26 protein-coding genes are annotated in these 20,613 nt (G+C 43.1%); 20 read left to right on the top strand and 6 right to left on the bottom strand.

Annotated features, from left to right (window positions below; all coding sequences use genetic code 11):
• Window positions 1–80 precede the first annotated feature (80 nt).
• The 10 genes from JMF81_RS15355 to JMF81_RS15310 all read left to right on the top strand — a co-directional run bounded on the left by JMF81_RS15355 (window position 81) and on the right by JMF81_RS15310 (window position 8,496).
• On the top strand, window positions 81–500 hold the full coding sequence (locus JMF81_RS15355) for an EamA family transporter (RefSeq protein ID WP_201312304.1): 420 nt from the start codon (window positions 81–83) through the stop codon (window positions 498–500).
• Between the two features lie 113 nt (window positions 501–613).
• Window positions 614–1,165 (top strand): CDP-alcohol phosphatidyltransferase family protein, encoded by a 552-nt coding sequence (locus JMF81_RS15350; RefSeq protein WP_201312303.1) that lies wholly within the window; start codon window positions 614–616, stop codon window positions 1,163–1,165.
• Between the two features lie 187 nt (window positions 1,166–1,352).
• The gene (locus JMF81_RS15345) at window positions 1,353–2,180 is read left to right on the top strand and encodes a PRD domain-containing protein (RefSeq protein WP_201312302.1); all 828 of its coding nucleotides are present in this window, start codon (window positions 1,353–1,355) and stop codon (window positions 2,178–2,180) included.
• Window positions 2,181–2,370: 190 nt separating this feature from the next.
• Window positions 2,371–3,723, top strand: a complete 1,353-nt coding sequence (locus JMF81_RS15340; RefSeq protein ID WP_201312301.1) for a PTS transporter subunit EIIC — start codon at window positions 2,371–2,373, stop codon at window positions 3,721–3,723.
• 25 nt (window positions 3,724–3,748) lie between these two features.
• Window positions 3,749–5,218: a family 1 glycosylhydrolase gene (locus JMF81_RS15335; protein WP_201312300.1), complete on the top strand. Its 1,470-nt coding sequence runs from the start codon at window positions 3,749–3,751 to the stop codon at window positions 5,216–5,218.
• Between the two features lie 12 nt (window positions 5,219–5,230).
• Window positions 5,231–5,722, top strand: a complete 492-nt coding sequence (locus JMF81_RS15330; protein ID WP_201312299.1) for a PTS sugar transporter subunit IIA — start codon at window positions 5,231–5,233, stop codon at window positions 5,720–5,722.
• A 111-nt stretch (window positions 5,723–5,833) separates the two neighbouring features.
• Window positions 5,834–5,974: a hypothetical protein gene (locus JMF81_RS15325; RefSeq protein ID WP_201312298.1), complete on the top strand. Its 141-nt coding sequence runs from the start codon at window positions 5,834–5,836 to the stop codon at window positions 5,972–5,974.
• Window positions 5,975–6,101: 127 nt separating this feature from the next.
• On the top strand, window positions 6,102–6,968 hold the full coding sequence (locus JMF81_RS15320) for a LysR family transcriptional regulator (RefSeq protein ID WP_201312297.1): 867 nt from the start codon (window positions 6,102–6,104) through the stop codon (window positions 6,966–6,968).
• A 103-nt stretch (window positions 6,969–7,071) separates the two neighbouring features.
• Window positions 7,072–7,440 carry a MerR family transcriptional regulator gene (locus JMF81_RS15315; RefSeq protein WP_201312296.1) on the top strand — a complete coding sequence of 123 codons (369 nt, stop codon included), beginning with the start codon at window positions 7,072–7,074 and terminating at the stop codon, window positions 7,438–7,440.
• 15 nt (window positions 7,441–7,455) lie between these two features.
• Entirely contained in the window at window positions 7,456–8,496 is a 1,041-nt protein-coding gene (locus JMF81_RS15310; protein WP_201312295.1) for an aldo/keto reductase, read from the top strand.
• A gap of 173 nt (window positions 8,497–8,669) precedes the next feature.
• Here JMF81_RS15310 and JMF81_RS15305 read toward each other — a convergent pair whose 3' ends face one another.
• The gene (locus tag JMF81_RS15305) at window positions 8,670–9,785 is read right to left on the bottom strand and encodes a 5-methyltetrahydropteroyltriglutamate--homocysteine S-methyltransferase (RefSeq protein WP_201312294.1); all 1,116 of its coding nucleotides are present in this window, start codon (window positions 9,783–9,785) and stop codon (window positions 8,670–8,672) included.
• A gap of 198 nt (window positions 9,786–9,983) precedes the next feature.
• Here JMF81_RS15305 and JMF81_RS15300 point away from each other — a divergent pair, with 198 nt between their 5' ends.
• The 4 genes from JMF81_RS15300 to JMF81_RS15285 all read left to right on the top strand — a co-directional run bounded on the left by JMF81_RS15300 (window position 9,984) and on the right by JMF81_RS15285 (window position 12,565).
• On the top strand, window positions 9,984–10,931 hold the full coding sequence (locus JMF81_RS15300) for a 2-hydroxyacid dehydrogenase (RefSeq protein ID WP_201312293.1): 948 nt from the start codon (window positions 9,984–9,986) through the stop codon (window positions 10,929–10,931).
• Window positions 10,932–11,056: 125 nt separating this feature from the next.
• Entirely contained in the window at window positions 11,057–11,716 is a 660-nt protein-coding gene (locus tag JMF81_RS15295) for a GOLPH3/VPS74 family protein (RefSeq protein WP_201312292.1), read from the top strand.
• 19 nt (window positions 11,717–11,735) lie between these two features.
• Window positions 11,736–12,005 (top strand): helix-turn-helix domain-containing protein, encoded by a 270-nt coding sequence (locus JMF81_RS15290; protein ID WP_201312291.1) that lies wholly within the window; start codon window positions 11,736–11,738, stop codon window positions 12,003–12,005.
• 278 nt (window positions 12,006–12,283) lie between these two features.
• On the top strand, window positions 12,284–12,565 hold the full coding sequence (locus JMF81_RS15285) for a hypothetical protein (RefSeq protein ID WP_201312290.1): 282 nt from the start codon (window positions 12,284–12,286) through the stop codon (window positions 12,563–12,565).
• A 40-nt stretch (window positions 12,566–12,605) separates the two neighbouring features.
• Here the strand turns inward: JMF81_RS15285 and JMF81_RS15280 are convergent, their stop codons facing one another.
• On the bottom strand, window positions 12,606–13,397 hold the full coding sequence (locus tag JMF81_RS15280; RefSeq protein WP_201312289.1) for a Cof-type HAD-IIB family hydrolase: 792 nt from the start codon (window positions 13,395–13,397) through the stop codon (window positions 12,606–12,608).
• A gap of 134 nt (window positions 13,398–13,531) precedes the next feature.
• Between JMF81_RS15280 and JMF81_RS15275 the strand changes: the two genes are divergently transcribed.
• Together JMF81_RS15275 and JMF81_RS15270 are read left to right on the top strand one after the other, a co-directional pair.
• The gene (locus tag JMF81_RS15275; protein WP_201312288.1) at window positions 13,532–14,245 is read left to right on the top strand and encodes a hypothetical protein; all 714 of its coding nucleotides are present in this window, start codon (window positions 13,532–13,534) and stop codon (window positions 14,243–14,245) included.
• A gap of 77 nt (window positions 14,246–14,322) precedes the next feature.
• Window positions 14,323–15,501, top strand: coding sequence for a phosphopentomutase (locus tag JMF81_RS15270; RefSeq protein WP_201312287.1), 1,179 nt, complete (start codon window positions 14,323–14,325; stop codon window positions 15,499–15,501).
• A gap of 117 nt (window positions 15,502–15,618) precedes the next feature.
• On the opposite strand, the gene JMF81_RS15265 is transcribed toward JMF81_RS15270, so the two are convergent.
• Complete coding sequence (locus JMF81_RS15265; RefSeq protein ID WP_201312286.1) at window positions 15,619–16,236, bottom strand: flavodoxin family protein; 618 nt, start codon at window positions 16,234–16,236, stop codon at window positions 15,619–15,621.
• A 240-nt stretch (window positions 16,237–16,476) separates the two neighbouring features.
• On the opposite strand from JMF81_RS15265, the gene JMF81_RS15260 reads away from it, so the two are divergent.
• The gene (locus JMF81_RS15260; protein WP_201312285.1) at window positions 16,477–16,632 is read left to right on the top strand and encodes a hypothetical protein; all 156 of its coding nucleotides are present in this window, start codon (window positions 16,477–16,479) and stop codon (window positions 16,630–16,632) included.
• Window positions 16,633–16,734: 102 nt separating this feature from the next.
• On the opposite strand, the gene JMF81_RS15255 is transcribed toward JMF81_RS15260, so the two are convergent.
• The 3 genes from JMF81_RS15255 to JMF81_RS15245 form a co-directional block, all read right to left on the bottom strand.
• Window positions 16,735–17,340 (bottom strand): 4Fe-4S binding protein, encoded by a 606-nt coding sequence (locus JMF81_RS15255; RefSeq protein ID WP_201312284.1) that lies wholly within the window; start codon window positions 17,338–17,340, stop codon window positions 16,735–16,737.
• A gap of 23 nt (window positions 17,341–17,363) precedes the next feature.
• Window positions 17,364–17,759: a pyridoxamine 5'-phosphate oxidase family protein gene (locus JMF81_RS15250; RefSeq protein ID WP_201312283.1), complete on the bottom strand. Its 396-nt coding sequence runs from the start codon at window positions 17,757–17,759 to the stop codon at window positions 17,364–17,366.
• A gap of 183 nt (window positions 17,760–17,942) precedes the next feature.
• Window positions 17,943–18,383: an Rrf2 family transcriptional regulator gene (locus JMF81_RS15245; protein ID WP_201312282.1), complete on the bottom strand. Its 441-nt coding sequence runs from the start codon at window positions 18,381–18,383 to the stop codon at window positions 17,943–17,945.
• 291 nt (window positions 18,384–18,674) lie between these two features.
• Here JMF81_RS15245 and JMF81_RS15240 point away from each other — a divergent pair, with 291 nt between their 5' ends.
• The 3 genes from JMF81_RS15240 to JMF81_RS15230 all read left to right on the top strand — a co-directional run bounded on the left by JMF81_RS15240 (window position 18,675) and on the right by JMF81_RS15230 (window position 20,561).
• Window positions 18,675–19,592, top strand: a complete 918-nt coding sequence (locus tag JMF81_RS15240) for a LysR family transcriptional regulator (RefSeq protein WP_201312281.1) — start codon at window positions 18,675–18,677, stop codon at window positions 19,590–19,592.
• A gap of 91 nt (window positions 19,593–19,683) precedes the next feature.
• Window positions 19,684–20,163, top strand: a complete 480-nt coding sequence (locus tag JMF81_RS15235) for a hypothetical protein (RefSeq protein ID WP_201312280.1) — start codon at window positions 19,684–19,686, stop codon at window positions 20,161–20,163.
• A 215-nt stretch (window positions 20,164–20,378) separates the two neighbouring features.
• Window positions 20,379–20,561: a hypothetical protein gene (locus JMF81_RS15230; protein WP_201312279.1), complete on the top strand. Its 183-nt coding sequence runs from the start codon at window positions 20,379–20,381 to the stop codon at window positions 20,559–20,561.
• The last annotated feature ends 52 nt before the right edge of the window (window positions 20,562–20,613 follow it).

Here is a 20,613-nt window from a genome sequence, read left to right as displayed (position 1 = left end):
GACGGATATGCAGCGGCTGTATTCTGGTAATTCAGGTTTTTTATCTGAGATTTTGGGAAAAGAGAAAGAAGGAGTGATATATGTGGCTTATGTATGCGGCGGGTTCCGCGTTCTTTGCGGGCATTACGTCAATTCTTGCCAAATGCGGGATACGGAAAACAGATTCTACAGTGGCGACAGCGGTGCGGACTGAGGTAGTGCTGATTTTTTCCTGGCTGATTGCCGGGGCTGCGGGATCTGTGGATCAGGTCAGATCAGTTGACGGGAAGACTCTGTGGTTTCTGATTTTATCAGGACTTGCGACAGGGGCTTCCTGGCTGTGCTATTACCGTGCTCTTCAGGAAGGTCCGGCCAGTGTGGTGGCGCCGGTTGACAAGCTGAGTGTGCTGGTGACGGCAGTATTTTCTTATTTTGTGTTTGGGGAGACTTTAAGCAGGAAAGCCGGTATAGGGCTGATTCTTTTGACGGCAGGAACAGCGGCGATGGCGTTCATTTCATAGAACCCTGCAGGGCGGGATTCTTTTAAGCGAAGCAGATATCTGGTAGAAAGAAGAAATCCATTGTGCTAGAATAAGAAAACAGATAAAAATAATCAAATGGAAAGGAAAAAGGTATGAAAAGGAAACATCAAATCCTGACGATTCCTAATCTGATGTCATTGTTTCGATTATGCCTGATTCCGCTGATCGTGTGGCTGTACCATAAAAAGGAAATGTACGGTCTTGCGGCTTTTACTCTTGTGGTTTCAGGAATAACAGACGTTGCAGATGGGATTGTTGCACGGCGTTTTAATATGGTAAGTAATTTTGGAAAGGCATTTGATCCGGTGGCGGACAAACTGACACAGTTTGCCATGCTGGTCTGTCTGGCAGTGAGATTTCACTGGATCCTGGTACCAATGTGCCTGATCCTGGTCAAAGAGATCCTTACGGGTATTTTGAAGATGGCGGTCATTCGGAAAACCGGAATCGTAGAAGGCGCTGACTGGCATGGAAAAGTAACGACAGTACTGTTGTACATAACGATTTTTCTGCATCTGGCATGGTATGAGATTCCGGATGTATGGTCCATCGCACTGACGGCGCTTTGTACGGCAATGATGCTGATTTCTTTTATCCTGTATGGAATAAGAAATCTGAAACTGTTAAAAAACAGGAAATATTGAATACAATAAAAAAATCCAGAAATACTTGACAAAAGCATATTGGTACGTTATAGTCATAACTAAATTAAAACATAGTTCAATTGTGGCTGTTACGAAAGGCAAGACCAAAGTTGAAGGAGTGCAGGTGAAGTGCATGACTTTCAGTTTTGGTCTTTTTTAATTTTTTTGAAAAGGAGAGAGGAGAACATTGACCCTGGTAGTAAAAAAACGGTTAAATAACAGCGCGGTCACTGCGGCAGATGAAAACGGAGCAGAATGCGTTGTATTTGGAAAGGGAATTGCATTTCAGGTAAAGGAAAAAGAAATCATTCCTGAAGAAAAGATCGAGAGAGTCTTCTATCAAAAAGAAAAGACATTGCTGTGGCAGCTGATTGAAGATATCCCGCAGAGATATTTTGATATATCCTGTGAGATCATAGAATATATACAGGGAAATCTTAAAGTAGAACTTGGAAATTCCATTTATCTGACTTTGATGGATCATATTTCTTTCATCAAGGAAAGAGCGGAAAAAGGAATGCTTCCGAAAAACACAATGAAATGGGAGATCAGCCGCTATTATCAGGAAGAATACAGACTGAGTAAAAAAGTGGTGGAATTGCTGGAAGACGAATTCGAGATCGAGCTAAATGATGACGAGGCGGCGTCGATCGCACTCCATATTGTAAATGCGGAGATTGGCGGACAGTCGGTGCATCAGGGAATGGAATCGATCCATCTGGTAGACGATATTCTGCAGATCATTTGTTTTCAGACCGGTTCGAAACAGGATGAAGATAATCTGAACTATCAAAGACTTGTCACTCATGTAAAATTTTTTGTACAGAGATTATATAAAAAGGAAAAGCAGAAAACGAAAAATCCGCTGTATGATATTGTGGTAAAACAGTATCCACAGGCATATGAGATTGCGGAAAAAGTGAAGAAATTTGTGGAAAAGAAACTCAACTGTAAGATTGACGATGAGGAAATTACCTATCTGATCGTACATATACAGCTGATTCTAAACCCTTAAATAAAATATGGAGCATAGATAAACAGAATTGTTACTCTTTAGAAAGAGGCAGGATCTGACTATGAAAGACAGAAATGTCATTTTGTGGTCAGGTCCGTTTTTTTTCGGATTTTGGCAGAAAGCGTACGGTTTTGCGGATAAATCCAGAGATACAGGCAATGTAAAAAGAAAAAGGAGGATAAGACGTATTATGACACACAAAGAACTGGCAAAGACCATTGTAGAAAAAATAGGAGGCAGTGAAAATGTAACCTTATATACACACTGCATCACCAGACTTCGCTTTATCCTGAAAGATAAGAGCAAGGTAGACGAAGACGGGCTGAGAGAATTAAAGGAAGTTATGGGCATTGTTGACCGTGGAGGACAATATCAGATTGTCATCGGAAGCGATGTAGAGAGAGTTTTTAATGAGCTTGCCCCGTTTTTACCGAATGTAGAGCAGGATAATCCGGAAGGAGAAAAAGAGGAAGCCAAAGAAAGTACAGAGGAAAAGAAAAGTCCGCTGCAGACAGTCATGAGTTATGTTTCTGCCAGCATTGCGCCAACGATCACCGTCATCGTGGCAGCAGGACTGATCAATGCGGTTCTTGCGATCGCAGTCCAGTTTGGACTGGATAATCAGGGAAGCACGTATACCGTCTGGAATTCTTTCGCACAGCTGGCATTTAGTTATCTTCCGGTATGGCTTGCATTTTCTGCTGCAAAATATTTGAAAACGGATGGATATGTGGCAGCTTTTATTACGGCAGCAACGATTACCTTGTTTAGCAGCGCAAAAAATATGTCCGTTTTTGGAATTTCAATCCCAGAAGTAAATTATTCCGGAGCGATCGTTCCTGTTTTGCTGATGGTTCCGGTGCTTGCGGTTTTGGATAAATTTCTGACAAATCATCTGCATAAAAATCTGGTTTATATGTTTAAACCTTTGATCTGCGCGGCTGTTATGCTTCCGCTGGTATTGTTTGTTTTTGGTCCGATTGGAGCATTTGTAGGAACTCTGCTTGTAGACGCATGTATCGCATTGATGAAGGTTGGCCCGATTTCCATGGCAATTTTGGCAGCACTGCATCCGATCACTGTTATTTTTGGAATGCATTCTCTGTTTACGCCAATCCTGGTCAACGAGCTGACAACCAGTGGAATGACCCATGTATTATGCCGTGCGCTGGCTGCTAACTTTGCGATGGCCGGAGCAGCAGTTGCGGTTGGAGTAAAAGCCAAAAAAGTATCTACAAAATCAGTTGGATTTTCAGCCGGAGTTACAGCGCTGCTGGCAGCGACAGAACCGGCACTGTATGGTGTCCTGCTTCCGCTGAAACGGCCGTTGATCGCTGCATGCGGAGCGGCAGGAGTAGCAGGAGCTGTCATCGGACTGCTTGGAATCCATGCATATTCTATGGGATCTTTTAACTTATTTACATTAAGCTTTACCATTGGCGGAGATACAATGACAAACTTTTACATGGCATGTGGATGTGCGGCACTGGCATTTGTTCTTGGATTTGCATTCACGTGGCTGTTAGGATTCAAAGAAGATTAAGAAGGAAGGATAACAGGAGGTTAAAATGGGTTTTAGAAGTGATTTTTTATGGGGCGGCGCAACGGCAGCCAATCAGTATGAAGGCGGATGGAACGAAGGAGGAAGAGGTCCGGCGAACACGGATGTGATGACGAAAGGTTCTAAGGATCAGGCAAGAGGCGCAACCTATACGCTTCCGGATGGAAGCAGACATCTGACCAAAGGCGTGGCAGTAAAGGATCTCCCGGAAGGAGCCAGATTTGAGGTTTTGGACGGATACGAATATCCCTGCCATGATGCCGTGGATTTCTATCATCACTATAAAGAGGATATCGCACTGTTTGCGGAACTTGGATTCAAGACATATCGGATGTCCATTTCCTGGCCAAGGATTTTTCCGACCGGAATGGAAAAAGAACCTAATGAAGAAGGACTGAAATTTTATGACAATGTGTTCGATGAATTGCTGAAATATGGAATCGAGCCTATGGTAACGCTGCATCATTTTGAGGTGCCGCTGGAATTAACAAATCAGTGGGGGTCATGGGCAGACCGGCGTACGATTGACTGTTTTATCAGATTTTGCAGGACGGTATTTGAACGTTATAAAAACAAAGTAAAATACTGGATGACATTTAATGAAATCAATAACATTTACTTTGGATTTTTATCATCCGGAGTTCCGGGAGATGATCTTCAGACGGTAATGCAGGCAGCCCATCATCAGTTTGTAGCCAGCGCCATGGCAGTGAAGATCGGGCATGAGATCAATCCGGATTTTAAGATCGGATGTATGCTGGCAGCCTCTCGCTGCACAGTATATCCGGAGACCTGTAATCCGGCGGATGTGCAGAAAGCCTGGGAACAGGCAAGCCGTCAGTACTTCTTTGCGGATGTACAGTGCAGAGGATACTATCCGTCTTATCAGCTGAAATATTTCGAGAGAAATGGGATCCATATCCAGAAAGAGTCCGGAGATGATGAAATCCTGAAAGAGGGAACAGTAGATTATATAGCAATCAGCTACTACCGGTCTATGATTACGGCAGCTCCGAAACAGGAGGGAAGCGATCCGCTGCTTCTGGGAGTGATCAATCCGTATCTGGAAGCAACCGAATGGGGAATTGCGATCGATCCTATGGGATTCCGCATTACCCTGCACAATCTTTATGACCGTTATCAGCTTCCGGTGATGATCGTGGAAAATGGAATTGGCGCGGCGGATGAAGTGGCAGAAGACGGACAGATCCATGATCCTTACAGAGTGGATTTCTTCCGGAGCCATATTCAGGCAATGAAAGACGCGGTGGATATCGATGGAGTCGACGTTATGGGATACACGACATGGGCGCCGATTGATATTGTATCAGCCGGCACAGGAGAGATGCGGAAACGATATGGATTTGTGTATGTAGATAAAGACGATGAAGGAAACGGCTCTCTGAAAAGAAGCAAAAAAGACAGTTTTGCATGGTATCAGAAGGTAATTGCATCCAATGGAGAAAATTTGGAATAATGGAGGAAAAGCATGAGATTATTTGGAAGAAAGAAAAAAGAAAAAAAGGTTTTTAATGAAAACTGCGTGTATGCGCCGGTCAATGGGAAGACTGCATCCCTGGAATCTTTGGAAGATGGGATGTTTTCTGAGAAAATAATGGGAGATGGGATTGTTGTAGTTCCATCTGATGGTAATTTTAAATCTCCTGTAGCAGGAACTGTGAAAGCTGCATTTCCGACAGGTCATGCATATGGTTTTCTGACAGATGACGGCAAAGAGGTGCTGCTGCATATCGGCATTGATACGGTAGAACTCAATGGAAAAGGATTCCGCCCTCATGTAAAACAGGGGCAGAAAGTATCCGTCGGGGACAAGCTGGTGACCGTGGATCTGGATGTGATAAAGGAAGGCGGATATCCTTCAGAAGCGATTTTAATCGTAACCAGTGGAAATTCTATTAAAAACCGCATTCCGGAGAACACGGAAGTACAGGAGGAAGATTCATTAATGGAGCTGGAATAGAGAATATCTGAGAATTTACCATACTGATATTTAAGATTTGACGCTGAAAACCATAGGGCAGCCTGTTACCATTTAAATTGTAACAGGAAACAGACAGAAAGGATGTTCACTATGAAACAATGGGCAGCGAAAGTTTATAATATTTATTTTCAGGCGGTACAGATCAATCTTTTGAACTGGATTGAAGTGGAAACCAATGCAAAATGCCGGAAGGCATACAGAAAACATTTGCAGGCGGTAATCTCAGCGTAGAAAAAAATAGAAAGACAGGAAACAACGGTCAGGATGCAGGGCAAAACCCGGCAGATGGACCGTTGTTTTTTCTTTTATTATACAAAATCCTTTGAAAATGGTATCATCAAATAGAAGGAGTGAATCTATGGAGTTAAGAGTTTTAAGATATTTTTTGATGGCAGCAAGAGAAGAAAATATTACCAAAGCGGCAAAACTTCTGCACATTACACAGCCGACTCTTTCCAGACAGCTGATGCAGCTGGAGGAAGAACTGGGCGTGAAGCTGTTTCACCGGGGGAAATATCACATTGTCCTGACGGAGGAAGGAATGCTGCTTCGGCGGCGCGCTCAGGAAATGATCGAACTGGAGGAGAAAACGAAAAGGGAATTTTCAAAAGAGGAAGCCGAACTTGCCGGAGAGATTGCCATAGGATGCGGGGAGACGAGGAATATGACATTTCTTTCTCAAAAAATGGCACAGTTTCGGCAGGAACATCCACTGATCCGTTATGATGTGTACAGTGCGATTGCAGATGATATCAAAGAACGGATGGAAAAAGGAATTTTGGATCTGGCACTTTTGATGGAACCAGTGGATATTGCGAAATACGAATTCGTGCGTATGCCGGAGAAAGAGCAGTGGGGAGTTCTCGTCCGGGAAGATTCGCCGCTGGCATCTCTGGAAGCAGTATCTCCGGAAGATCTGATCGGACAGCCGATCTTAAATGCCAAACGGGAAATCGTACAGAATGAACTGGCCAACTGGTTTGGGGATGCTTATGATAAAATTGAGATTGCCGCTACCTATAATCTGATTCTGAATGCTTCCAACATGGTTCGAAATGGTGTTGGAGCGGCACTTTGTTTCAGGCTGGACAATCAGTATGACGGACTTCGGTTTGTACCGCTGGAACCGAAACTTGAGACAGGAGCAGTTCTTGCATGGAAGAAAAACCAGACATTCTCCGAGACATCATCCAGATTTATTGATTTTATTAAACATTCTTTTTAGGCATTTTCAAAGATTCTGACAGGGTATTAGACATGATCCGGCCTAAGGGGGTACAATAATCACAGAAAGAACATAAGGACAAAGATAAGGAAAGGACGGAGCAATGACAATCCATGAAGCCAGTGAGCGGTATCAGATTCCCATGAAGATTTTAAAAGAGTATGAAACATGGGGGCTGTGCAAAGCGGTGAAAAAAGTAATGGGAGCCTGGCAGTATGATGATTCAGATCTGGAATGGCTGAGCCTGATTATGACACTCCATGATGTGGGATTTACCAGTCAGGAGGTAGAAGCATATATGAGACTGCTCCTGGATGAACAGGAGACAAAGGGTCAGCGGATGCAGATGCTGTGCAGACAGAGAAATGCCGTGCTGGATGAGATCCATTTTAAGGAAAAACAGCTGGAACGGCTGGATTATCTTCGTCATGAAATCCGAAAAGAAATGAGCAGTGAAAATCAGGATAATTAGAAGGGAGAATCAGATATGAAGTATACAAAACTTGGGAATTCAGATTTGAATGTATCCAGAATCTGCATGGGATGTATGGGATTCGGAGATGCCCAGCATGGACAGCACACATGGACAATCGATGAGGAACATTCCAGAGAGATCATCAAGAGAGGACTGGAATTAGGCGTTAATTTCTTTGATACGGCAATTGCGTACCAGAGCGGTACCAGCGAGCAGTATTTAGGCAGAGCACTGAAAGATTTTGCCAAACGGGATGATGTAGTCGTAGCAACTAAATTTCTGCCGAGAACACCGGAGGAAATAGAAGAAGGAATCAGCGGACAGCAGCATATTGAGCGGATGCTGAATCAGAGCCTCAGCAATCTTGGTATGGATCATGTGGATCTGTATATTTACCATATGTGGGATTATGAAACGCCGATTTATGAGATTATGGATGGATTGAACCGAATGGTAGAAGCAGGAAAAACCAGATACATCGGAATTTCCAATTGTTTTGCATGGCAGCTGGCAAAGGCAAATGCGCTGGCAGAAAAAGAAGGATTCGCTAAGTTCGTTTCCATTCAGGGACATTATAATCTGATTTTCAGGGAAGAAGAAAGAGAAATGGTGCCTTACTGCAGAGAGGAAAATATTGCGCTGACGCCATATAGTTCACTGGCAGGGGGCAAGCTGTCCAAGCGCCCGGGAGAAACATCCAAACGGCAGCAGGAAGATGAATATGCGCATTTTAAATATGACGCAACGGCACAGCAGGATGACGCGGTTATCCGCAGGGTGATGGAGATTGCGGACCGGCATGAAGTTTCTATGACGGAGGTTGCTCTTGCATGGCTGATCTCAAAGGTTACATCACCGGTTGTAGGAGCCACGAAACTGCCTCATATTGAAGGTGCCGCCAAGGCAGTTGACCTGGTTTTGAGTCCGGAAGAAACAGCATATCTGGAAGAGCCGTATGTACCGCACCGCCTGGTAGGTGTTATGGCACAGAATACAAAGGCAGCGGCAAAAGAAGATCATGTATGGTCAACGGGAGATCAGAAAATCAAATAGAAAATAGCAGCAGTGCTTCTGACAGGACTCATTTTTGTTTTAAGTGTCTGTCAGAATACAGCAGATCGTTCAGTTACAACGGCTGAGACGAGCCGGGATTCTATTTTAGTAAAGAAGATCCGGGAATTCAGGGATAACTCCCCGGGTTCCCGGATTGTTTGATGTGAGGGCATTTATGCGCCCCAGACTTCTTCTGCGATTTCTTTTACGAGTTTTAATTTTGCCCACTGTTCTTCTTCTGTCAGCTTGTTTCCAATCTCACAGGAAGCAAATCCACACTGAGGGCTTAAATAAAGACGATCCAGAGGGACGTATTTTGCTGCCTCATGAATCCTTGCGATCACTTCGTTTTTATCTTCCAGAACCGGAGACTTGGTTGTGATCAGACCAAGAACAACCTTTTTATTTTCAGGCACATATTTCAATGGTTCAAATCCACCGGAACGTTCATCGTCATATTCCAGATAGTAGGCATCGACATTTTCACGGACAAATAATGTTTCCGCCACAGGATCATAGGCGCCGCTGCTAAAGAAAGTAGAGTGATAATTTCCTCTGCAGACATGGGTTGTCACAACCAGATCTTCCGGCTTATTTTCCAGCGCCAGGTTATTGACGGTTAAAAGCTGTTCCATGGTGCCTTTGATATAATCGTTCACTTCTTTGTTTCCGTTTTCTTCATCTGACATGCACAGTCCCCAGGAGCAGTCGTCAAACTGGAGATTGCGGCATCCGGCGTCATAGAAATCGCGGATGACTTTCTGATAAGCTTTGGCAATATCGGCAATCAGTTCTTCATCTGTTGGATAAAATTTTCTGGTAGATTCCAGATTTTCAGGTACGATCATCTGAAGGAGGAACTGAGCAGGAGCCGGAATGGTCTGCTTTGCCACAGTATTTTCATCTTCCAAAGCTTTTACAAATTTAAAATGATCTACAAATGGGTGGTGTCCGGCGGAGATTTTTCCAACCAGGTAAGTATCGTCAATCAGGGCAGGTTCCCCGTGGAACGCGATTCCTTTTTCTGTCTTATGATGTTCCACACCATTGAATCCCCACATAAAATCAAGATGCCATGTGGATCTGCGGAATTCTCCGTCTGTGATCACATGATATCCGGCTTTTTTCTGTTTGTTTACCAGGTCTGTAATGCACTGGTCTTCTGTTTTGTGAAGTTCTTCTTCTGAAATTTTTCCCGCTTCAAAATCAGCTCTTGCAGCTTTCAAAGCTTCTGGTCTTAAAAAACTTCCTACATAGTCATATCGAAAAGGTGTGTGTATTTTTGTCATAAATCTTGCCTCCTGAATTCGTTGTTTGTTTTGTCTGGTTAGTATCATATCAGACGATGGAAGTCCTGTATAATATTTAATAATAAGGACTGGTTATAGGCAGATGTTATAACAGAAGGGTTTTTATGAAAAAGAATAGATTCCATCTGGATTCATGCTATACTTAAAAGAAAAAAGGGAACAGGAGGATATCGTAAAATGAAAATTGTATTGCTGGAGGGTTTGGGAGTTTCGGAAGAAATTATCCGGAAACAAACGAAAAAGTTAAATGAAATGGGACATGAATTTGTCGTTTATGAAAAAAATACAGATCCCAGGGTGCAGGCAGAGCGGTGTGAAGATGCAGATATTATCATGCTTGCCAATATGCCATTGAGCAGGGAAGCTATTGAGAGAGCCTCTCACCTTCAATATATCGATGTGGCATTTACCGGTGTGGATCATATTCCGATGGATGAAGCGGGAAAAAGGGGAATTGCCGTCAGCAATGCTTCCGGGTATGCAACGCAGGCTGTGGCAGAACTTTGCATCAGTTTCATGATCCAGCTGCTTCGCAATGTAAAACAGACAGAGCAAAGATGCAGGGAAGGCGGAACAAAAGACGGATTGATCGGGAATCTGCTGTGCGGCAAAACCGTTGGTATCATAGGAGCCGGAGCGATTGGAAAGAGAACAGCAGAACTTTGTAAAGCGTTTGGCTGTAAAGTGATCGCATACAGCAGAAGCAGAGTGGAACATCCGGCCATTGACCGTCAGGTAACGCTGGAGGAACTGTTAAAAGAGGCAGATATCGTATCTCTGCATTGTCCTTTAACAGAAGAGACCAGAGGAATGATCGGAGAAGAACAGCTTCGGATGATGAAGAAAACAGCGGTGCTGATTAATACGGCGAGAGGTCCGGTGGCAGATTCAGAGGCTCTTGCAAAGGCATTGACAGAAGGAAGGATTGCGGGAGCTGCCTGTGATGTGTTTGAGACGGAGCCTCCGCTGGATGCAGAACATCCGCTGCTTCATACGCCAAATACGATCGTAACACCGCACATTGCCTTTGCATCCGAAGAGTCTATGGAACAGAGAGCAGATATTGTATTTGAAAATCTGTATGCATGGCTGGAAGGCAAACAGCTGAATAAGGTGGAAATATAGATAGAAGCGGGAGAGCCGGAGAACGGCTCTCTTTTTAAGTGAAAAATTTTTGTTGACATTTCAAAACATACACAGTATCATTAAATCGTAAGTAGTAAGTAATATGCGGCGGAAGGGAGGATCTTATGAAAGATTTATCCATTGCACAGGAATATCTTGTTTGTGCATTAAATGAAAAGGGAAAGCTTCCAGCGTATGATCTGAAGCGGGCAACCTGTTTTGTAGGCGCAGGATTAATGGAGCTTCAGCTGGAAGGATGTATTTCCATGGATCAGAAGATGGTGGAGATTACAGCGGAACTGCCGGAGAAAATGGCGTATTTGAAACCGCTCTATGATGAACTGAACCCTGAAAAGGCAGTTAAGATAGAGAAAGTAATTGACGAATATATGATTACTTTTACGGACAAAGCACTGAAGCAGCTGACCCAGTCTGTGAAGGACTCTCTGGAAGAGAATGGGATGATGATAAAATCGGAAGCGGGGCTTTTGAATAAGAGGCAGATTCTGGTTCCGTCCAAAGAAGCACGTACCGGTGTGATTGAGAAGATTCGCGCGGAACTCCTGGAAGAAGGAGAGATTACAGAGGATGTAGTAATCCTCACCGTGCTTCTGGATCAGGCAGACTGTCTGAAAGAGTATTTTTCAAAATATGAACAGAAAGAATTGAAAGGAAAATTAAAAGAGATTCGAGAGAGCAGCTGGGGGCAGAGAGCAAAGAAAATGACAGAACATATTGAGATGCTGATTGCCTGCATCATTGCGACAGGAGCAGCAGCGCACTAAGGATAAAGGAGGAAGTTCTATGTCCAGGCGCAGGAGCATGGAAGTAATTGAAAAGGCGGAGTATGTTACCATAGGAGAACTGGTAAGGTTAACGGATGTACGGTACAGCACCTTAAAATTTTATACGGAAGAAGGGATTCTTCCCTTTGAGCAGCAGGAGGAGAACATGACAAGACGATACAGGAGGAAGGAAAGCGTAGAACGGATTTCCTATATCATGAAGCTGAGAAGTGAGAAGAAAACCATTCCGGAAATAAAAGAGATACTGAAAGAAGGATCTGATCTGTAAAGATCGGGTCTTTTTTTTTAATAGGAAACTTCGTTCCTATGAAATAAAAACGCTCCGCGAGAATCACACTGCGGCGGAACGGAAGATACCGCTCATGCGCCCCGCCGCAGGCGGAGAATCCTGCAAAGCAGGATTCTTTCTTGTCTGATTAAAAGATTTTAAGAAAAAACGTGCAATTAACATATCAGCAACAAATCGGGAATAAAACAGCAACAGAATAAGAATAGGATTTGTAAATATAGTCAGAAAAAAGTAAGAAAGGAAAGGAGCGCGGCAATATGGCAAAATCAAAATTAGTAAAAGCAAATCAGAAAATCGCAGAGAAAGTAGTCAGAGGATATAAAAAGATCGAAAACAGTACAGTCGGCGGATATAAGAAAATTGAGGAAAGTGTCGTAGGAAAATATAAAGAAATCGAAGATTCCTTCGTGGATCAGTTTTTGACAAAAGACGGAGAAACGATTGAAGAAGCAAAAATGAGACTGAAGGAAGAACAGGAGCAGCGCAGAGAGCAGAGAGAAAAGAACATAAAGGAAGCCGGATACCATCACAAAAAATGATATCCGGCTATATGAAAAAAATGAATAGAGTCAAAATGATTTAAATCAGGTGATGATCCAGACAGTAATGATAAATGCCTTCCTCAGCAGCAGAACCACAGACGACATCGGCAGCCTGCTTCACATTCTCTGTGGCATTGCCCATGGCAACGCCGGTGCCCACAGCTTCCAGCATTTCAATATCATTGGAGCCGTCACCAAAAGCAATGGCCTGATCTCTGGTCAGTCCATAGTAAGAAAGAATTTTTTCTACGCCCATACCTTTACCGCCATTGGAAGGGATGATATCTGCGGCGCGGTCCCACCAGGCTGTTACTTTTGCACCTGGTGCATTTTTTACAAGCAGATCATGATCTGCTGCGCGGCACCCCACCATAATCTGATAAATCTCATCCTGTGCCAGTGCTTCAAAATCATCGGCAATGTCGATCGTCTGTTTGGAAATTGCAAAATATTCGGCCAGGTCATCATCTATACCATTGGCGCCGATTTGTCTGGTGCCGGCCAGAGCGACAGGACGGCCGATTGTTTTTGCATTGGTGATGATCTGCTGTACATCAGAGGATGGAATCGGATTGCTCAAAATAATGTTATCTTTTGTGAAACAATATGAAGCATTAAAAGTTAAAAAAGCATCAAATTCGATTCCAGGGAAATGAGGTACGCTGGCCGGAGGTCTTCCGGTAGCAATGCAAAGAATAATATCATTTTCTTTCAGACGGATCAGACAATCCAGCATCTGATTTGAAATGTTTTTCCGGTTCATATCGATCAGAGTGCCATCAATATCAAAAAAGGCAATTTTAATATCCTTCTCATTCTGCAAATTCATAGTGTTCTCCTGTAAAGTTTGTGGACTTCGAATCCTGTCTACTATTATAGCATGATTTTAATAATTTAGAAACAAAAGAATCATAATACGGAAACAAAACAGAAGTAAGATAAAAGTGGAAAAGGACAACGAAAATGAAAATATGGTATGATGAAAATGTGGAGAAGAAAAAAATAGAAAGAAATGTGCATCTGAGAAAACTGAAAGAAAATAATCGGATGAGGATGATTTTGTCTGCGGTTCCGGGTACCGCGGGAAATGTGATATTTGCTGTCTTAAACGGAGTAACCGGATTAATGAGCAGCTCCGCCTGGTTTGGAAGCCTGGCTGCTTATTATATTCTTTTAAGTATAATGAGACTGCGGATTGTCTGGCAGGAAAGGAGGTTTGTGAAGCTGGACCAGCAGGAGCGGATGAAAAATGAAATACGGATTTACCGCAAAAACAGCGTCTTATTTTTGTTTATGACGATTGTTCTGGCGGGAATGGTTATTTTGCTGGTTGACGCTCAGGGAGGGAAACAATATCCGGGATTTACCATTTATGCGGCGGCGCTTTATATGTTCTATAAGATGGGCGCAGCCATTGCTCATCTGATCAAAGAGCGAAACAGGAAGTCGCCGGTGCTTATGATCCTTAGGAAAGTGGGATATATTGACGCATGTGTTTCCATGCTGACTCTCCAGACGGCAATGTTTGCGGCTTTCGGCGGGGAAAGATGGTTTATGAGATATATGAATGGAATCAGCGGCATTGTTTACGGTTGCGAATTATCTGGGAGTGAGATGCGGAAAGATTCTTCTGGCAGTAGGAAACCAGGAAAGAGAAAAAGCAGGATTATCCAATGAAGGATTTTATGATACTGCACTGGAGACAGAGGTAGCAGTCAGAGCCATTGAAAAACTCATCGAAAGGGACTGATTTTATGGAGAAGTATAGACGGATTTTTGTGATCGTACTGGACTCCCTGGGAGTCGGTGCGATGCCGGATGCAGAAGCCTATGGTGATAAGGGAGTCAATACGCTGGGACATATATGGGAATATAAAAAGGACCTGAAGATTCCTAATTTAAGAAAGCTGGGAATTGGAAATCTTCTTGGCAGATCAGATGATTTCGTTGGCTGCCACATGAAGCTGAAAGAAAAAAGCCGTGGGAAAGACACAATGACCGGTCACTGGGAAATGATGGGACTGGAAATCAAAGAGCCCTTTCAGACATTTACAGAGACAGGCTTTCCGCAGGAACTGATCGGTGAACTGGAAGAAAAGTGTGGGAAGAAATTTGTGGGAAACAAGGCGGCCAGCGGAACGGAAATCCTGGATGAATATGGGGAGCATGAAATCGAAACGGGAGATATGATCCTTTATACATCCGCGGATTCTGTTCTGCAGATCTGCGGACATGAAAAGTATACAGGGCTGGATGTTCTCTATGACTGCTGCAAAAAGGCCAGAGAAATTACCATGCGCCCGGACTGGAAAGTGGCGAGGGTAATTGCACGGCCGTATGTAGGAGAGAAAAAGGGGGAGTTCAAGAGAACAGCAAATCGCCATGATTATGCGGTGAAACCTTTCAAAAACACTATGTTGAATCTTATGAAAAATCGTGGATATGATGTGATCAGCATCGGAAAGATTGTGGATATCTTTGCGGAAGAAGGGATCACTGAATCTCACAGGTCCCAGTCCAGTGTGCATGGAATGGAACAGACGATAGAACTGGCAGATACCAGTTTCCATGGATTATGCTTTACGAATCTGGTGGATTTTGACGCTCTTTGGGGACATCGGAGAGATCCTGAAGGATATGCGAAAGAACTGGAAATGTTCGATGAGAATCTTGGAATCCTTCTGGAACGACTGAGAGAAGATGATCTTCTGATGATTACGGCGGATCACGGAAATGACCCAACGTATACCGGAACAGACCATACAAGAGAGATGGTGCCGCTTCTTTGTTATTCTCCATCGATGAAGAATAAGAGAGAACTTCCGGTACAGGATACCTTTGGGGTAATCGGAGCGACCATTGGAGAGAATTATGACATTCAGCCGGAGGATCATATGATCGGAACATCACTGCTTTCTCTGATCGGGGAATAAACGGAAATATATATTTACAGACAGGAAGAGACCAAAAGAATATTATAATGTAAAAGAGAAAAACAGGCTGCCGGAAGCGTATTATGCGCTTCCGGCGGCCTGCTGTCTATGATTTGTCTATCGAATAAAATTGGTTGCGATTTTCTCGTTTTCCGGAACTGGAATTCCGTTTTTCTTACCAGCTTCGATACACTTCAGCAGCCATGCTATATTTTTCCCAATGTTGTACATGGTCATAAGGCCTTCTTTATCCTGCATTACTTCCTCCGGTTCATTGCCGTATACATGATTCCAGTAGGTGGAAGAAACTACAGGCATGGAAGCAATGGTAAAATATTTGTTGATGACATCCATGGAAGCAGTGGTGCCGGCTCTTCTGGCGCTTAACACAGCAGCTCCCGGTTTATGAGCGAAATATCTGGAACCGGAATAGAATGCACGGTCCAGAACTGTTAAAAGTCTGCCGCTTGGATGAGCGTAGTAGACCGGAGATCCAAATACAAAGCCATCGGCGGTTTTGGCCTTTTCTACCAGGTCATTGGCAATGTCGTGGAATACACATTCGCCGGTCTCCCCGCATTTTCCACAGGCAAGACAGTCTGGCAGAGGTTTGTTCCCAATAAAAATAATCTCAGTTTCAATTCCTTCTTCTTTCAGAGAGCGGGCCACTTCGTTCAGAGCAGTGTAAGTGCAGCCTTTTTCCCTGGAACTTCCATTGACTAATAATACTTTCATAAAAGACATTCTCCTTTCAGTTTCCTATGAATGATATGATTTCATTATATCAGAAATGAGTCAAATAAGGATCCCAGGACGGAAAAAAGAACTCTCCGCTGCCGGTAGAGTTCTTTTTTCCGATTTAGAAGGAGCAGATTTCTGTTTCGTTTTGTACGGCGGAACGTTCTGTGGTAAAGGTAAGATCCGGGAACTGATCGGAATTGGTAACAATCAGGATACAGTCTGCTGAATTAGATCATGGCGTATTTATTTGAAGAAATTCCTTTTGAAGAGAATCAGAGAAAACAAAATTCTGTAGCGGATGAAGTGAAATTTTATCTGGATGTTAACTATGCGGAAAAATTAGTCCTGAAAGATGTGGCAAAAGAATTCGCGTTCATCCGAATTATATGACGAGGATTTTCCATAAGAAATTTGGGGAGGCGCCGTCAAAGTACCGGAAAAAAGAATAAAAAGAAGGACCAGATCCTTCTGAGAGAAGAAGGAATCTGGCCGTTATATTTTTTCAATGATCTGCTTCGGACAGATCTGGGCGCATTTTCCGCAGCGCAGACAGCGATTCTGATCGATTTCCACCGGCTTTTTTGAAATGTCAATGCATTTCTGCGGACAGACGGAATAGCACAGTTTGCAGCCGATGCAGTCAGCTCCAACATAATAGCCGGAGCGCCTTACGGTCCCGCTGCCAACGGCGAAGGAGTCTCTGACTACATGGGAAGGGAGGCTGATGTCAAAATATTCGCCGCTGCCTTCATACAGGAGGAAGACTTCCAGAGGACTGCGGGTGCCTTCCGGATAGATTTCTTTCATATATGGGTTCTTTTCAAAAATTTCATTGAGTTTTCCGGTTCCGATGTTCCGGATCCGGCCCCGCAGAGAAATGGATTTCTTGTCCTTTACGGCAGTCAGGGCAAGATATTTCTGCTCCATCAGCTGTTTGTAAAAATTTTTCCCTTTTGCGGTGAGGAAATAGACGCCCTTGTCATCCCAAAGCATCATATCAATGGTACGGGTCTCCGGGTGTCCGTCGTCTCCGATGGTGGAGACAACGGCGGAGTGGAGATCCTCTACCAGAATTTTCATATAGTCCTGTGCTGTCATAGCAGTTTCACCTTCTTATTACCTTAAAATTCATATGGAGGGTTTCCAGAGAAATCAGCGATCACGCCGTGTGGATTTTCCAGATAGAAGACCTCGAAGCCCGGGTTGTCTGCAGTTTCATACTGACCTTTCACGATCGGATTTTCCATGCAGCCTTCTTTTACTTCCATGTTGTTTTCAAATACAGCTTTTCCGTGGAGACGGATCCATGCGTATTCCGGAGAAGAAACAGATACTTCAATCTCAGGATTTGCCTGCATGTCTTTGTAAACTTCTTTCTGATTGTTGGTGCAGAACCATAACTTTCCGTCTTTTTCAAAACAGAACATGAAAGGACGGCATTTTGCCTTTCCGTCACGGCCTACGGTTGCAAGATACTGTACCGGGTTTGCCTGTAAGAATTCTACTACTTTTCCCATGATAAAATCTCCTTTATATTTTTTTGATGTAATTATCTTTATTACAATTAGATTATAACCAGGCGTCGTTGTAATGTCAATAGTTACAATTAAAAAATCGCAAAAAAATTGCTTCGGAAGTTTTGTGTCGGAAAAAGCAAATAAGAAAAAACGCCTAAGGCACTGGGAAATGCCTTAAGCGTTTTAAGAGATTGCCTGAACATATTTATCGGTGTCTTTTTTTACATCTGCCAGGGTGATGGACGCCAGTTCCCGTTCCATGGCGTTCTGCACCCGTTCCAGTTTATCGTCCAGAATCTTGTGGATGTTGCGGCCTACCGGACAATCGGTATTAGGGTTCTCATGAAAATGGAACAGTTCTCCGTGATCGATACATTCCACTGCCCTGTAGATGTCCAGAAATGTAATCTGATCCAGCGGTTTGGCGATGGTAGCGCCTCCGGTGCCTCTCGCCACATTGACCAGTCCGGCAGCTTTCAGCTGGGACAGCAGGCGGCGGATGATAACCGGGTTTACATTGGTGCTCCCTGCCAGGAACTGGCTGGTAACTTTCTGGTCTTTGGAAAATGTATCAATACAGGCAAAGATGTGGACAGCCAAAGTAAATCTGCTTGAAATCTGCATAAAATGCCTCCTTATTGTTATGACATAATGTCCCTGTATCAGGACATAACTTCAAAAATATCTTACCCCAGCAATCATGTAATGTCAATAATTACAACCAGAAAACGAAGACCGTTTGTCTTTTGAAGTCTGATGGATAAGGGTACGGTCAGATTAGAACTTTTCCGTCGGAATCGGCTGCATAGCCCTGATCTTCCTGGTTATAATAGAAATATAGAGAAAGAAGATTACATTCTTTTTTCAAAAGAAATAGGAATGCTAAAGTTTACGAATTCATTGCCGGAGAGAAACATGAACCTTCAACAGTTAAGATATATCGTAGAGATTGCAGACAGCTGTTCGATTACGAAAGCATCAAAAAAACTATTTGTTTCTCAGCCATATTTAAGTAAAGTTGTCTCAGATTTTGAGGCGCGGGCAAAGAAACAGATTTTTATTCGATGCAGGAATGGATTAGAATTAACGGCCTATGGGCAGAAAGTATATCTGCTTGCCCAGTCTATCATTCATCAAATGGATCAGCTGGGAAAAGAGGAGACAGCACAAAACGACAGTGTAAGACTGTCTTTTTCTGCTGCAAATCTCATCATAAAAGACAGTCTTTTGTTAGATTATGTTTCAACGGTTCATGCTGCCCAAATCGATATAGATTTTTGTGAAACTACGATCAGCGGATGCATCAAAAAGATAGAAGAGGATGTATCCGAATTTGCGATTGTAGTGGCAGACGATTTTCAAAAAACACTTTTGACAAGCATTTGTGTTCGTAAAAAGTTAGAATGGATCGAACTGGATGAAGGATGTCCGTATATTCATTTTCATAGAAAGCATTCACTGGCAAATCAGGATGAGATCCATATGAATCATTTGATGTCCTATGTGTTTGTTCGGCTAAAGACGGATGAGTTTACAGTATTCAGCAGGAAAAAACTGCAAGACGAATATCCGGAGATTACTGCACAAAGATGTATTGTGGTCAATCATTATCACACGTACTTGAGTATGGTGAAACACAACGCAGCTTTTATGATCGGAAACAAGTGGCAGATCTCTGAGCTGGAAAAAATGGGAATTCAAAGTGCAGCATTTTCTTCTTTCAAACATAAAGTGCATTTAATGATCCTAAAAAAACAGAGCACAGCTTTTTCAGCCGAAGCAGCCAGATGGATCCATCTTTTTAAAAACAGTTATGGACTCGATGAGACATAACCATATGGTTATGTCCGGCATATAGATTTACGTATTTGTGCTGGGAGGGAAGGCCTGATAAGATAGACTCCGTAAATAAGGAGGTTATAGCATGAAGAAAACAACCATTCTGTCAGTTTTGACTGCTGCAATGATTACGGCAACGTCAATTGGTACGTTTGCAATCTGGGATATTGTAACGGTAGACAGTAGAAGCAATACAGTGACCATGCGTAATCCGGTTACTGTATCCGACAGCACATTGGAACAAAACATATCCGCAGATGCGAACACTTTAAACCCAGCGAGTGTTATAGCATCCGGCAGTGTTAAGTTTAATGTGGCAAATGAGGACAGCGTTGCGAAAAAGCTGACCTTGCAGGAGTCCATCCAGGCATCAGAGAAACTGGAAGAGACGACGGATTACTCCATCGTATTTTCAGGAGACGGGGTATCAGGAAAGACCGACAGCAGCGTCACAGATGGAACCGAAGAATATAATTATACCATTACTTTTACACAAAGCGGACTTGAAAAAATGAAAACAAATGCGAATGCATGTACCGTTAAAGTAACCGCGACATTGAGCTAAAAATATCATCTATATTTGAAGTTTCAAAAATGATAAGGAAAATTTGCTTGATAACGTGCATTGGGGGATTGCTTGCTGTTATCATTTATTCAATTTTTTTTACGGATACCCGGAGGGGAATCATCCCTTATCGCTTTTACAATGTTCTTACAAATAGTATGGAGCCAAAGATAGGAACCGATTCGCTGGTGTTGGTTAAAGTTTATGATAAAAGTATGAAGATACAAAAGAATGATATCATTACTTTTTCTGCGAACCGGTTTGGCGAAAAGATTATCATCACGCATCGATTTTCTCATACAGAACGGAATAAAGAGGGGGAGACCGTGTATAAAACACATCCGGAAAGAAGCAATACACTGGATGTATATGAAATGGTGTGGTATAAAAAAAGTTGACAGCTTATTCTCAAGGATTTCATAATAAAACCAAGAGAATAAGGAGGTATTC

The sequence above is a fragment of the Anaerostipes butyraticus genome, assembly GCF_016586355.1.
In the GTDB taxonomy this organism is placed as follows: domain Bacteria; phylum Bacillota; class Clostridia; order Lachnospirales; family Lachnospiraceae; genus Anaerostipes; species Anaerostipes butyraticus.
The sequence above is the reverse complement of the archived record's forward strand: the minus strand, read 5'-3'. Positions and strand labels throughout refer to the sequence as shown.